At 68.0% G+C, this 12479-nt stretch carries 12 protein-coding genes; 6 read left to right on the top strand and 6 right to left on the bottom strand.

What is annotated here, in order from left to right; all coding sequences use genetic code 11:
* Nucleotides 1–53 precede the first annotated feature (53 nt).
* The 6 genes from P12x_RS28430 to P12x_RS28405 all read left to right on the top strand — a co-directional run bounded on the left by P12x_RS28430 (nt 54) and on the right by P12x_RS28405 (nt 5681).
* Nucleotides 54–740 carry a DUF433 domain-containing protein gene (locus P12x_RS28430; RefSeq protein WP_435008479.1) on the top strand — a complete coding sequence of 229 codons (687 nt, stop codon included), beginning with the start codon at nt 54–56 and terminating at the stop codon, nt 738–740.
* A gap of 195 nt (nt 741–935) precedes the next feature.
* Nucleotides 936–2081, top strand: coding sequence for a DUF1559 domain-containing protein (locus tag P12x_RS28425; protein ID WP_435008478.1), 1146 nt, complete (start codon nt 936–938; stop codon nt 2079–2081).
* 169 nt (nt 2082–2250) lie between these two features.
* Nucleotides 2251–2445, top strand: a complete 195-nt coding sequence (locus tag P12x_RS28420; protein ID WP_435008477.1) for a carbon storage regulator — start codon at nt 2251–2253, stop codon at nt 2443–2445.
* 145 nt (nt 2446–2590) lie between these two features.
* On the top strand, nt 2591–3337 hold the full coding sequence (locus P12x_RS28415) for an Ig domain-containing protein (protein WP_435008476.1): 747 nt from the start codon (nt 2591–2593) through the stop codon (nt 3335–3337).
* A gap of 279 nt (nt 3338–3616) precedes the next feature.
* Nucleotides 3617–4924 (top strand): hypothetical protein, encoded by a 1308-nt coding sequence (locus P12x_RS28410; RefSeq protein ID WP_435008475.1) that lies wholly within the window; start codon nt 3617–3619, stop codon nt 4922–4924.
* Nucleotides 4925–5069: 145 nt separating this feature from the next.
* On the top strand, nt 5070–5681 hold the full coding sequence (locus P12x_RS28405; protein WP_435008474.1) for a hypothetical protein: 612 nt from the start codon (nt 5070–5072) through the stop codon (nt 5679–5681).
* Between the two features lie 10 nt (nt 5682–5691).
* On the opposite strand, the gene P12x_RS28400 is transcribed toward P12x_RS28405, so the two are convergent.
* From P12x_RS28400 to P12x_RS28375, 6 genes are all read right to left on the bottom strand, one after another.
* On the bottom strand, nt 5692–6198 hold the full coding sequence (locus tag P12x_RS28400) for a hypothetical protein (RefSeq protein ID WP_435008473.1): 507 nt from the start codon (nt 6196–6198) through the stop codon (nt 5692–5694).
* A gap of 104 nt (nt 6199–6302) precedes the next feature.
* Nucleotides 6303–8129 carry an ABC transporter permease gene (locus tag P12x_RS28395; protein ID WP_435008472.1) on the bottom strand — a complete coding sequence of 609 codons (1827 nt, stop codon included), beginning with the start codon at nt 8127–8129 and terminating at the stop codon, nt 6303–6305.
* A 169-nt stretch (nt 8130–8298) separates the two neighbouring features.
* The gene (locus P12x_RS28390; RefSeq protein WP_435008471.1) at nt 8299–9954 is read right to left on the bottom strand and encodes an ABC transporter permease; all 1656 of its coding nucleotides are present in this window, start codon (nt 9952–9954) and stop codon (nt 8299–8301) included.
* Nucleotides 9951–10775 (bottom strand): sugar phosphate isomerase/epimerase family protein, encoded by an 825-nt coding sequence (locus P12x_RS28385; protein ID WP_435008470.1) that lies wholly within the window; start codon nt 10773–10775, stop codon nt 9951–9953. Before P12x_RS28385 ends, P12x_RS28390 begins: the two co-directional genes overlap by 4 nt.
* A gap of 569 nt (nt 10776–11344) precedes the next feature.
* Complete coding sequence (locus P12x_RS28380) at nt 11345–11743, bottom strand: hypothetical protein (protein ID WP_435008469.1); 399 nt, start codon at nt 11741–11743, stop codon at nt 11345–11347.
* Between the two features lie 95 nt (nt 11744–11838).
* A complete protein-coding gene (locus tag P12x_RS28375) occupies nt 11839–12426 on the bottom strand; it encodes an HdeD family acid-resistance protein (protein ID WP_435008467.1) in 588 nt (195 codons plus the stop codon).
* Nucleotides 12427–12479 lie beyond the last annotated feature (53 nt).

Below are 12479 nucleotides of genomic sequence, written 5' to 3'. Positions count from 1 at the left end.
CGATCGGGGGAGGCCGGGACCCGAGGCGCGAGCGGGGCGAAGCGATGGTCGGGATGGCGGCTCGGATCGAGGGGATGGGCGATGAGGTCCCGATCGAGGTGGCCGGACGGCTGGAGTCGGGCGAGGCTCCCGACTCGGTCGCCCGGTCGATGGGGCTGGAGGCCCTCGGCCTGATCGCGGCGATCGCCCGGCTGGGGCTCGGCGGCGAGGGGTCGGAGGGGCCGGGCCTGGTCCATTCGGCCCCGGCTCGGCCCAAGCTGGCGAAGGCGCTCTCGGAAACCTCGCTGTCCGGGCTGCTCCCCGGCTCGAGCCGCCCGAGTCGACTGGCCCTGTCGGCGGGGCTCCTCCAGATTCTCGACCACTGGGAGGCCAGCCACGCCGCGGCCCAGGAAGGGGACGACCTGGGCGAGCGGGTGGGATCGGCCTACTGGCACATGATCGCGCATCGGAGGGAACCCGACCCGGGCAACGCCCATTACTGGGCCAGGCGGGTCGGCCGTCACGCGATCCTCGGGGCGCTGGCCGAGGAATCCCGGCCGCTCCTGGAGGCCCACGGCGACCCGGCCCTGTCCGCTCGACTGATCGGGGATGGTGCGTTCCGGCCCCCCTCGATGATCGATTTCGCCGATCGGGCCCGGCCCGGTTCGAGCCTGGACGCGCTGGCCCGGCGGCTCCAGCGGGTCGAGATGATCCTCCTGCTCGACGCGACCGTCCGAGTGCGGCAGGAGCCGAAGGAGTGACCGCTCGGGGGTCGCGGATCGTCGCCGCGCCAGGTCGGTCAATTCGTCGGATTCATCATTAAAGCATTTGATATTCATCGTTTCTTCTCGGAGCCGGGGTAGGATCTCGGATTCGGCGTGTCGGGCGGGATTTCCGCTCGTCGAACTATGAGGTTCCGCCGAATTCGTCTCTCTACCTCCGAGGATGGATCGCAAATGGCTTCGCCTCGCCCGAGTCGTCGCGGATTCACGCTCATCGAGCTGCTGGTCGTCATCGCCATCATCGCCGTGCTCATCGCCTTGCTGTTGCCCGCGGTGCAGTCCGCGCGCGAGGCCGCCCGCCGGACCCAGTGCGTCAACAATCTCAAGCAGATCGGGCTGGCGTTCCACAACTACGAGAGCACCAATGGTGCCTTCCCGATGACCACGATCCTGGTCCCCTGCCCGACCGGGTCCCCCTCGTTCGATCCTTCGTGCGGCGGGTTCGAGTCGTCCTGGAGCGCCTTCGCCCGCTCGGCTCCCTACCTGGAGCAGGGGAACTTCTACAACGCGATCAACTTCAACCTGACCTACAGCGCCCTGCCCAACACCACCGTCTCCTACACCCCCTTGTCCTTCCTGTTTTGCCCGAGCGATCCCGGCTCGCACATCGACGATACCTCGCTGGGCAACACCGGGGCGGCGACGACCAGCTACGGGACGTCCGATGGCGACTGGTACGTCTTCTCGATCAACTGGGGCTCCAGCAACACGGTCGGCCCCCGGAACCGCTCGCTGTTCGGCCCCAACTTCTCACGGACCATCGCCTCGGTGACCGACGGCCTGAGCAACTCCCTGATGGCCTCGGAAGGCGTGATCGGGCATGCCCAGATGCGGAGCTGCCTGAAGACCCCGAACGCCCCCTCGGACGCCTCGGTCGGGACCTGGACCCCGACCAACGTCCCGGCCCCCGGCGCGGCCTCGACCGCGGCGCTGCTCTCGCTGATCAACTCGTGCGGGACCGCCTCCGGCAAGATCAAGGCGGGCGGGCCGATCGGGCACACCCGCTGGTGCAACGGCGGCGTGTACTATTCGGGGTTCACCACGGCGATGCCCCCGAACCACAAGGTCTCGACCGTCAGCCGGGCCACCGGCTTCGCCAACGCCGGCCAGAACCTGCCGATGGACTGGGATTCGGTCGACGAGAACGACGGCGGCCCCACCTACATGTCGCTCTCGGCCACCAGCCGGCACCCGGGCGGGGTGAACGCCCTGTTCGCCGACGGCAGCGTGAAGTTCGTCAAGGATACGGTCAACGCGGCCAACTGGCGGGCCCTCGGGACCATCGCCGGAGGCGAGGTGGTCTCGGCCGACTCTTACTGAGTCGGGGGGATTCCGGGGGAATTCCGGGAGAATTCCGGAAAACCCCGCCGGATTTCCCCCGGATGCGCAACTCGTGGTGTGACCCAAGACATCGGGCGGCCCGACGCAACCCAGGCGGGACGTCGGCCGCCCGCATCGCACCCATCGAAAGCGCATCGGAGGCGCAACCATGCTCGTCCTCAGCCGGAACATCAATGAGCGGATCATCATCGGCGACTCGATCGTCCTGACCGTCGTCCAGATCAAGGGCGGGACGGTCCGGATCGGCTTCGAGGCTCCCCCCGAAGTGGTCATCGTCCGGGAGGAATTGCTCCACGGACACAAGCCGGTCGAAGACGATCGGGCGGGCCGCCTGGCCCGTTGATCCGCCCGTGTCTGGGCCGATTTTCGCGATTGGCCCGGATTCACTGAAGATCGGGGTCGCATCGGCCGATCGAGACTGGAGAGGGGCGACTCGCCTGTTGGAGTCGCATCCCCATCGATCCCCCAGGAAGGGAGGCCGAAGGCCCATGCGACGGTCGAGACGGGGTGGTCATTCGGGCCTGGAGTTCGGCGGTTCGGGCGAGGATTCGTTCGTCGCCGTGGTCGTGACCAAGCTCACGGGCGCACTTTTGTTCATCCTGCTGCTGACCATGGTCATCATGGCCCTGCTGCCCAAGGTGGCCGACCTACCGGCCTCGCATGGCCAGGGCGAGGCTTCTCGGGAGGCCCGAGAGCTGGAGATCGTCACGCCGGGCGAGTTGCCCGAGGCGATCGCGGGTCGGCCTTATTTGGTCGCGCTGGCGGCCACCGGGGGGGAGGGCCGGCCTCGATGGGCGGTCGACGGGAAGCTCCCCGACGGACTCGCGATCGAGCCCGAGTCGGGCCTGATCCGGGGGACACCGGCCCGGGGGACGCCCGAGCCCGTCTCGCTGGTGCTCCGGGCCGTCGACGGCTCGGGCCGCGCCAGCCGGTCGACGCGCCTGGTGGTCTATCAGCCCGATCGACCCCTGACCATGCCCTCCAAGTGGAAGCCAGCCCTGCCGCCGGTCCCCTGGCGCGAGTGGATGAACCAGGGGTTTGGCTTCCTCGTCCTGGCGATGGTCCACATCGTCGGGATGGGCGTCCTAGGCTCGCTGGAGCGGAGGGCCATCGCCGCGAGCGAGACCGAGGACTCGAACTCGGTCGGTCGCCGGTTCTTCCTCTATCGGGCGACGCTCCGGCTCGCCTCGGTCGGGTCGGCCGCCGCGCTGGCGGCCTGGCTGGCCCGGGGTTGATCCGACGTCCGGATCCGATCCTCCAGGTTCACACTCGCCTGGGGTTCGGACCTCTCGATCTCAGGAGGGCGAGGGCCGGTCGCTAGGTTTTGGCGATTGTCAAAATGGCTTGCCGTAAAATGGCCGGATCGGTCAGAATGTCGGGACGTATCCCTCGTGAATGACGCTCACTTCGCGCATTGATTGAATGAAAGCGTCTTCGCGACGCGCGGCCCGCCCATTCTCCAAACCCCATGACAGGGGCCGAGCCGGTCGGGGCGCCTAATCCAGGAGCGTTCCATGACCTACCGATCCACCCTCGCGGCCAGTCTCGCATTCATAATTGCCATGGCGGCACCAATCGCCTGGGCTCAGGACCCGAACGCTCCGGCGACCAAGGGCGCTCCAGGTGGACCGGGGGGCCGAGGTGGACCGGGGGGCCGAGGTGGTGCAGGAGGCCCCGGAGGTCCCGGTGGACCCGGTGGCCCCGGCGGGGGTTGGGGAGGTCGTGGCGGCAATTCGGTCGAGCGACTGATCCAGAACGAGGCCGTCCAGGAAGAGCTGAAGCTCTCCGACAAGACCAAGGCCCAGATCAAGTCCGTGGCCGAGACCGTCGCGAAGAAGCGCCAGCAACTCCGCGATGTCGTCCTGCCGAACATGATTGCCCAGGCCCAGACTGCCCAGAAGGTCCAGGCCGCCCAGGCCCAGGCCCAGGCGCAGGCCCAGGCCGCCGCGGCCGTCGCCTCCTCGAATGCCGCCAAGGCCGAACTGGCCGATGCCTACGGGATCCCCTTCACGCCGAACGTCAACGTCAATATCAACACGAATGGCGGCCAGAACAACCGCCGGGGCGGTAACAACGTCGATCGTCAGGTCACCATGCAGGCCATGATGGCCTTCCAGGCCGATGCCGACGCGGCTTACATGAAGGTCCTCGACGCGAAGCAGAAGATCCGCCTCAAGCAGATCATGCTCCAGGCGGAAGGGACCTCGGCCTTCACCACCCCGAACCAGGAAGTTGCCACCAAGCTCGCCATGACCGAGGAACAGTTCGCCAACATCCGCCAGGTCAATGGCCAGCTCCAGCAGACCCAGCGTGACTCGTTCCGGAAGCTCATGACCAGCTTCATGCCCGCTCCCGACCCCAGCGCCGCCGGCAGCAACCCCGGGGGCAACAATGCAGGGGGGAATAATCGAGGGGGACGCGGCGGCTTCCCCAACTTCCAGGAGATGGACGAGGCCACCCGCACCAAATTCTTCCAGACCATGCAATCGGCGCGCGAGAAGGGCACGGCCGACACCATGGCCGCGATCGGCAAGATCCTCTCGAAGGCCCAGAAGGCGACCTACAACAAGATGCTCGGGGCACCGTTTGACCTGGCCAAGCTCCGCGGACAGGGTTGGCCCGGTGGCCCCGGCGGACCTGGTGGCCCGGGTGCTCCCGGTGGCCCGGGTGCTCCCGGTGGCCCGGGTGCTCCCGGTGGCCCGGGTGCTCCTCCGGCCGCGGGTGCAGGGACGACGGCCGCCAAGGCCGAGACCGCGACCCCGGCGGCCACCAAGGCGGCCCCCCAGCGTAAGAGCCTCCGCGAGGCCCGCGGCGGCAACTGATCGCTCGCGACTGAGCTTCCCCGGATCGGTCGCCTGGGGTATAGAAACGAGGCGGGAGTCGGAGGCCCTCAAGCCACCGGCTCCCGCCCGGTTCATTTCGGAATCTCGAACGTTCCAGGCCCAGCCACCCCAGGAGGCCCTGCCCATGCGTCACGGAGCGACGCTCGCCCTGATCCCCATCGGGATCGGGATCGTACTGTCCATGGTCTCGACCCCGGCCCAGGCTGCGGGATGGACCCTCCCCGACGAGTCCCGAGGGCATCGGATCGCCCCCCTGCTCCTGCTGAGCCGGCCCGACATCCGCGACGATCTCCAGCTTCCCGCCGCGATGGTCACCGAGGTCGATCGGGCCATCGACGACCTCTTCACCAAGGCGGCCGCGCTCAAGGGACAGACCGGCGATGCCGCGATCGAAGGCCGCCGGGCCGTCGACGAGGGGGAGCGGGTCTGGCTCGAGACCCGGCTGAGCCCCGAGCAGCGCGAGCGGCTTGCCCAGCTCGAACTCCAGTGGGAAGGCCCCGCCGCCATGGCCTCCCGCCCGATCGTCGCCGAGGCGCTGGCCCTCTCCGACGATCAGAAGACGACCCTGGCCCGGGCCGTCGCCGAGTGTCGGGCCCACAAGGACGAGGGCTTCGCCGCCCAGCAGGCCCTGGCCACCCAGGCGATCGCGACCCTGAGCGAGGGCCAGAAGCTCCGCTGGGAGCGGATGCTCGGCCGTCCCTTCAGCCCGAGGGCCACGTCCTCGGCCTCTCGCTGATCGATCTCGATCAGGGCCGGGCCGCCTCGACGACGAGGTCGACGGCGGCGAAGTGCTCGTGATCGCTCCCGGTCTGGATCGACTCGACCCGGACCAGGTAGGCCCCGGGCTGGTCGATCTTGAGCGAGTGCCGGGCTCCCGCCTTGCCGCCGGGCTTGAAATCCATGTCGAAGGCCGACTCCAGGACCACGACCCCCTCGTCGCCGAGGTCGGGCGTCGGCTTCTGGCCGGCCTTCTCCTGCCGGGCGACGTAGAAGTGGACCACCACGTTCTCCAGGGTCTTGTTCGGGTAGACGTTGGTCAGCAGGAATTGAATCTTGATCGGCTCGCCGGCCCTGGCCTTGATGACCGGCCGGGGGTTCTTGCCGTACTCGGGCGGGGTCTGGTCGACGAAGGCCGTCACCTGCTCGCCCGAGGCGTTCACGTCCAGGTTGATCTTGGCGTGCTCGGCCCGGGTTGGGGATGAGGTCGAGGCCAGGATCGAGCAGGCGAGGGCTAGGCCGAGGAGAGGACGCATCGGTCGAGACTCCGGGGTGTGGTCGCTGAGGCGGGAGCGTCCATCATCGCCGGTCACCTCGTCGCGATCCAGCGTCGACCGGCGGTTCGGAACCGGTCCGGGTTTCAGCGGGGAGGGACCACCGAGCTTCCGAGCCCGTCCGTTGGTCGAGCGTCGAACCTGGGCTCGCCCCAGCGATCGATCCCGCTCGCCTGACCGATCCGTCGGGCTTCTTCCCGGCGCGGGGTCCGGGCGATCAGGGGGTTCTCGGGCGTTCTCCCCATGCATCGGTCGAAGCTTCGGAGGGTCGCCAGCAGCAGACCCAGGGCGGTCGACCCATAGAGGAGCGTCCAGGCCGTCGCCGCGATCGAGACGTTTTTCACCAGCTCCGACTGAGAACCGAAGTTCTGCTCCAGGAGCGAGGTCGACATCCCCACGTTCCAGAACGGGCTCCCCATGATCACGAGCATTTGCGGGAGCGAGCTTGGCCCGCTGTTCCCGCCCAGCAGGAAGCCCAGGATCGGCCAACCGACCGTCGAGCCCACCAAAGCGACGACCGTCCAGGTGACGGCCCGGCCGGCCTTCGGGAGCCAGGTCGCCAGGGCCAGCCCCAAGCTGACGATGGCCGCTCCCTGGGCGATGATCAGCAAGGGGACCAGATAAGCCAAGGTGACCAGTTCGCCCGAGGACCCGGGTTTGAGGCAGGTCAGTGTCAGGAACCCCGGCCAGAAGGCCAGCCAGGGGACTCGTCGGAAGGCCCCCCACCATTTCCCCCAGACGATCGACCGGGTTGACAGCGGGGTCGAGAGCAGCACGTCCAGGCTCCCCCGGACCCGCTCCTCGCTCAGGAGCGTGCCCGCCGAGGCGCTCAGCAGGAGCAGCCCGATCACGGCCTGGAATCCATTCAGGATCGACGCGCCTTCGTTCCGGGCTCGCCCCGGATCGCTCCAGAGATCCCACAGCACTTTGAGGCTGAAGGCCGAGGTCAGGAGGATGTAAGTCGCCCAGACGACCCGCGTGATTCGCGAAGGCCGGTTCCGATGCCACTCGCGCCAGAGGACCGGGTTCCCGTCGAGCGAAGGGCCGGGCCACCAACGGATCTGGGGGCGGAGCCAGGCGCCCAGGCGAGAGGCAACCACCGGCTTCGGCATCCGCCCCATCTGATGGAGATAGACCGGCCGGACCTTCCGGACCGACAGCGCCGCCAGCCCGACCGAGATCGTCAGGCAGACGATCAGGAAGCCGGTCGGCTCGATCAGCGAGGTCGCCATCGGGGCGATATAGGGGGCCATCGTCAGCCAGAAGGGGTTGGAGATCTCCAGCCAGAACGGTGCCGGCAAGCTCATCGAGAGCCACCAGACCGGCAGGGCCAGCATCCAGAGCGACCAGATCGCATAGACCGCCGTCATCACCTCGTGGGCCTTGGACAGCCAAACCGAGAACGCCAGGGCCATCGAGCATCCGAGCACGGCCAGGCCCGACGCGACCAGGAAGGCCCCGGTCAGGGCCATCGGGTCGATCCCGCCCAGCAGCGTCCCCAGGGCCGCCACCGGCAGGGCGCAGGCGACCAGGTTCAGGACCGGGACCAGCCGGGCCCCCAGCTTGCCCAGGACGACCTCGGCGTCGGAAAGATCCGTGACCATGACGTGAGTCAGGGTCCCGCGGGCCTTGTCCAGGCAGATCGCCCCGGCCGTCGCCGCCGGGGCCGCCAGGAGGATCAGGGATAGCTGCGTGATCACCATCGTGGTGAAGAACGACTGCCCCGCCGCCGCCAACTGCTGGCGCGTCGAGAGGGCCGCATTCGACGTTGCCGACTGGTAGACCAGGCCCAGCCCCACCAGCAAGGCCAGCACGAACAGCCCGCGGAGCGCGTAGGCTTGCCATCGACGCGAGCGGATCAGCCACTCATAGGCGAACACCGGTCCCAGGCCCAGCCGGCGCGGAAATATCATCGCTGTGCCCTGCGTCCTGGAGAATGATCGCGAGCCGTACCGGCCCCCTCTCCCCCCGGGAGAGGGTTGGGGTGAGGGCCTTCGATCGATCCTCGGCGCTCATCGATCGTCGGCAGATCCGTCGATGCCACCATGCCCGATCGGTCATTCGTCCGCAAGCATGATTTCTTTAAGACAGAGGCCCGGCTTTCCCATAAACCCGACTCAGACCCCAGGCCGCCACCGATCCGGCCAAGCCGAGGACCGCCAGGGTCACCAGGCCCACTCCCGCCAGGTGGCTCTCGACCCCCCGATGCAGGAGGGTCCAGACCAGGACCGCCAGCGGCATCGTCCCCGGCGGCGAGACCAGGTTCGACGCCGGTAATTCTCCCATCGCCAGGGCGAACGAGACGCCCCAGGCCGCCGCGATCGCCCCCGAAGTCAGCGGGATCGCCACCCTCCGGGCCTGGCCCCAGGCCCCGTAACCTTCGAGGGTCGCCAGTTCCAGGAAAGCCGGGGGGATCGACCGGACCGCCGGCCAGAGGACCACCAGGGCATAGGGCAAGGTCCGCAGGATGTAGGCCAGGATCAGCAAGGCGGGCGAGCCGTAAATGCTCGGCCAGTCGAAATAAGCGACCACCAGCGCCATCCCCGCCACCGGCCCCGGCAAGGCCAGCGTGACGGCCACCGTCAGGGCCACGACCCACCGCCAGATTCCCGGACGTCTGGCCAGCCAGGCCAGGCTCCAGGCCAGGGCGACGGTCACCAGGGCCCCCGCCCCCGCCAGGATCAGGCTCGACAGGAGCGGGCTCCGGATCGGCCGGGCGAACCCCGGCGAGTACATCTCGCGGGCCGCGTTGGCCAGCGTCCCCGCCAGCCCCTGGACGGACCAGGAGGGTTCCCGGCCCGGTGCCCCGCCGACCCGCCCCGCGTGCCAGATCAGGCTGTAGAGCGGCAAGGCCAGGAGGTTCCCCGCCGTGGCGATCAGGCCCAGCCCGACCGGGACCCGCCACCGCCCGAGCCGCCAGTCCCTGGCCCGGGTCGACGCCGAGAGGACCCGCGCGGGGTCGGCCTTCAGCAAGGCCCGGGCTCCCAGGAGGACCAGGACGCCCAGCAGGATCATCGGCGGGAGGGCCACCGCCGCGGCCCTCGGGCTGTTGCCCGACTGGTACTGCGTGTAGGCCTCCTCGGCGTAGGTCCGGACCGAGAGGAGGTCGGTCACCGTCATGTCGCCGCCGGTCAGGACCGCCACCGCGAGGGCGGAAGCCGCCAGCGCCCCGAGGCTCCGACGCAAGGTCACCCGGAGGATCACCCCCCAGGGCGAGAGGTCCAGCCGGGCCGACTCTTCCAGCTCGGGCTCGACGCCCCGGAGCCCCACGCCCATGATCGCCACCACCCACGGCAGGCAGGCGACCGCGTGGATGAACGCCGCGCCCGACCAGCCGACCAGCCAGGGCGAGCCGCCCAGGACCTGCAACCGGCCCGCGTTGCCGAGCCCGCCCAGCCAGGCCGTCGCGATCAGGGGGACCGGGACGAACGCCGAGAGCCCGACCGCGAACAGCATCCCTCGCCGTCCCCAGACGTCGGTCCGGCACAGGATGAACGCCAGGGCCATGCCCATCGGCAGGGCGATCGCCCCGGTTGCCAGGACCAGGCGGATCGTCTCGAAGGCCAGGCCGATCGGCCGGGCGATCTCCCCCGGCCGGGCCGTCGCGACCAACTCCCCCGACCCCGGGCCCGAGTCGTCCCCCGGGCGGGTGGCCTCGCGGATCGTCGCGGCCATCGGCCAGCCGACGATCAGGATCAGGGCGACGATCACCGGCAAGGATCGGATCGGGCCCCTCAAGGCCGGAGCCCCGCGGCCCTCATCAACGAGGCCGTCGACTCATAGGCCTCGCGGACCCAGTCGACGATCTTATCAGGCTCGGGCGAGTACTCCAGCTCGATCGAGATCGTCGCGTCCTCCAGCCCGAGCCCGGCGATCGCGTCCAGGTATGGGGCGAAATCGACCACGCCTCGGCCCGGCGGGAGGTCGCCGTGGACCTTCCCGTCGCAGTCCGAGATGTGGACGTGGGCGACCCGTCCCCTCAGTCGCTCGATCAGGCTCGCCGGCTGGTCGGCCAGGACGAGGTGCGAGATGTCGAGGTTCGCCTTCACGCTCGGGACGCCGACGTCTTCGAGGAACCGGGCCATGCTCGCCACGTCGTTGAGGATCGAGAGATGGAAGGGTTCCAGCTCCATCGCGATCTCCAGGCCCAGCCCCGTCGCATACTCGCCGAGCGTCCGGACGCACTCCACGCCCGCCGCCCATTGCTCGCTCGGGGGGATCACCTCTTTCTGCCAGATGTATTCCCCCAGGACCAGCAGGACATTATTCGCCCCGAACTGCCGGGCCATGTCGAGGTAGGCCTTGACCCGGTCGACGTGGAACCGACGGACGCTCGGGTTGAAGTCGACCAGGCCCAGGGCCACGCAGGCCACGCTCACGATCGGCAGGCCCGCGTCCTTGCATTCCTGGATGATGAGGGCCCGCTCGGCCTCGTCGGTGTCGAGCGGGTCGGCGAAAATGTCGATGGCGTCGAAGCCGATCTCCTTGGTCATCCGGATGCCGAACGCCGTGTCGCGACCCGACTGGGCCCAGGCGGAGTTGATCAGGCCGAGTTTCATGGATGGGAGTCCGTACTTCTACGAGGGACTAGATGGTTCGCTCTCGGTTGTCGAGCCAGTCAAGTAACTCGCGGCGTCCATCGTCGGGCAGTTGGCGGATCGGAGATTTCTCAATCGCCTGGCGGATTGTCATCTTGATCCAGTAGCTAGCGAAGATTCCGAAGGGGGTCTCGATGTTGGGATCGAATTCCTCGGAGGCTCGAGCAAGCTGAGTTTCAGTTCGCGAACAAATTGCTCGATTTCCTCCGTCCTCGAATCGCAGACCAGGGTTAATTCCCTCGACCCATCTTCAAGAGCTTCCACGAGAAAATGGAGCATGGCGTTGCCGTTGGAAGGTGTCAGCCCATCCCGTCTCCAGGACTCCAGGGCGTCAGCGTCTCGGTAGATCAGGAATTCGACGCTCTGTCCGCCATGAATGCGGACCCAGGGGTCTTCGATCGGATGCGATTCCGTCTCTTCGGCGTCCACGAATCGTGAGCGAGGCCAGAGCCGACGAACTCGATCTAGTACGAGTTCTGCCACCGGTACGCCGGACGGTACCGGGATGATGATGTCGATCCCGCCGATATTCATGGATGGTTCTCCGGATCGACACCGATCCGCGACGCGACTGCGGAACTTTCGCCAGAGTCGCGCTGGCGAACTCGCTCAACGACGTAGTCACCGCGAAAGTAGAGAATATAAGATCCTCGGCCACCACGGAGCGGGATCAGGTCGCCCGCATCTTCGAACACGAAGACATAACGCCTTTTGTCGATCGGTAATCTTAGCCGTTCCAGATTCGGGGCACCCGGCCCCCAGGTCGTGAAATAGGAAGCTCGCGGATGATCCTCGTCGCCCGGGGGCGGGGTGTTCGCCTTGAAGCACCAATCGACACCCGCCCGGATGCTATTGTATCCGGCTCGATCGGTGTAGTGATACATCAGCCTACGCTGGCCCCGCTCTTCCCCGGCCCCTTCCTCGCTCATCGACGATCCCGCCCGGAGATCGCCGAGGGGGCGCACGAGTCGCTTGCCAGCCGGCCGAGTTTCATGGAGTCAGTCCGTGAGGGGTCCGATGCGGGTCAAGCCGTCGCGGGCTTGGGGAGCGACCGGAGCGCCAGGCCGAGGCCGATCCAGTTGAACCCCCGGAAGATCAGGTTGATCCCCAGGAACAGGCCGATCACCCAGAAGGCCGATCCCGGCCACTGGAACCAGATCATGAGCCCGAGGACCAGGTCGATGATCCCGCCGACCAGCGGCCAGCCCCACGCCGCGAACCGATAGTTCAACGCCGCGATGATCTTGAAGATCCCCCCGACCATCAGGAAGCACGCCACCAGGAGCGTCAGGGCGAGCAGGGCGTCGACGGGAGCCCGGAGGAAGAAGATCCCGATGACGATCGACAGGATCCCGGAAAGCAGGTGGAAGAAGAACCCGCTCCACCCCCGGCACCAGAACGCGCCCAGGGACTCGCCCACGCCGCCCAGCAACAACAGGAATCCGATGACGACCGCCGTGGCCAGCGAGGCGATCACCACCGAGCCCAGGGCCACCGATCCCAGCACCACCAGCGCGATCCCCAGGATCACGAACCAGAACCAGTTCCCCCGGAGTGCCCCCAACTCGTGACGCAGGGCCGCGACGATCGGTCGATCCAGGTCGGTGTTCATGTTCAGGCTCCTGAGAACAATAAGCGATTTGTGGATGCCAGCCCCGAGTCTAG

Source organism: Tundrisphaera lichenicola (genome assembly GCF_051175385.1).
In the GTDB taxonomy this organism is placed as follows: domain Bacteria; phylum Planctomycetota; class Planctomycetia; order Isosphaerales; family Isosphaeraceae; genus Tundrisphaera; species Tundrisphaera lichenicola.
This window is presented reverse-complemented; position numbering and strand designations above follow the sequence as displayed.

Bases quoted from the DNA above. Each gene is read 5' to 3' on its own strand.
- P12x_RS28430 (WP_435008479.1), top strand. From the start codon at position 54: ATGGCGGCTCGGATCGAGGGGATGGGCGATGAGGTCCCGATCGAGGTG.
- P12x_RS28425 (WP_435008478.1), top strand. From the start codon at position 936: ATGGCTTCGCCTCGCCCGAGTCGTCGCGGATTCACGCTCATCGAGCTG.
- P12x_RS28420 (WP_435008477.1), top strand. From the start codon at position 2,251: ATGCTCGTCCTCAGCCGGAACATCAATGAGCGGATCATCATCGGCGAC.
- P12x_RS28415 (WP_435008476.1), top strand. From the start codon at position 2,591: ATGCGACGGTCGAGACGGGGTGGTCATTCGGGCCTGGAGTTCGGCGGT.
- P12x_RS28410 (WP_435008475.1), top strand. From the start codon at position 3,617: ATGACCTACCGATCCACCCTCGCGGCCAGTCTCGCATTCATAATTGCC.
- P12x_RS28405 (WP_435008474.1), top strand. From the start codon at position 5,070: ATGCGTCACGGAGCGACGCTCGCCCTGATCCCCATCGGGATCGGGATC.
- P12x_RS28400 (WP_435008473.1), bottom strand. From the start codon at position 6,198: ATGCGTCCTCTCCTCGGCCTAGCCCTCGCCTGCTCGATCCTGGCCTCG.
- P12x_RS28395 (WP_435008472.1), bottom strand. From the start codon at position 8,129: ATGATATTTCCGCGCCGGCTGGGCCTGGGACCGGTGTTCGCCTATGAG.
- P12x_RS28385 (WP_435008470.1), bottom strand. From the start codon at position 10,775: ATGAAACTCGGCCTGATCAACTCCGCCTGGGCCCAGTCGGGTCGCGAC.
- P12x_RS28380 (WP_435008469.1), bottom strand. From the start codon at position 11,743: ATGAGCGAGGAAGGGGCCGGGGAAGAGCGGGGCCAGCGTAGGCTGATG.
- P12x_RS28375 (WP_435008467.1), bottom strand. From the start codon at position 12,426: ATGAACACCGACCTGGATCGACCGATCGTCGCGGCCCTGCGTCACGAG.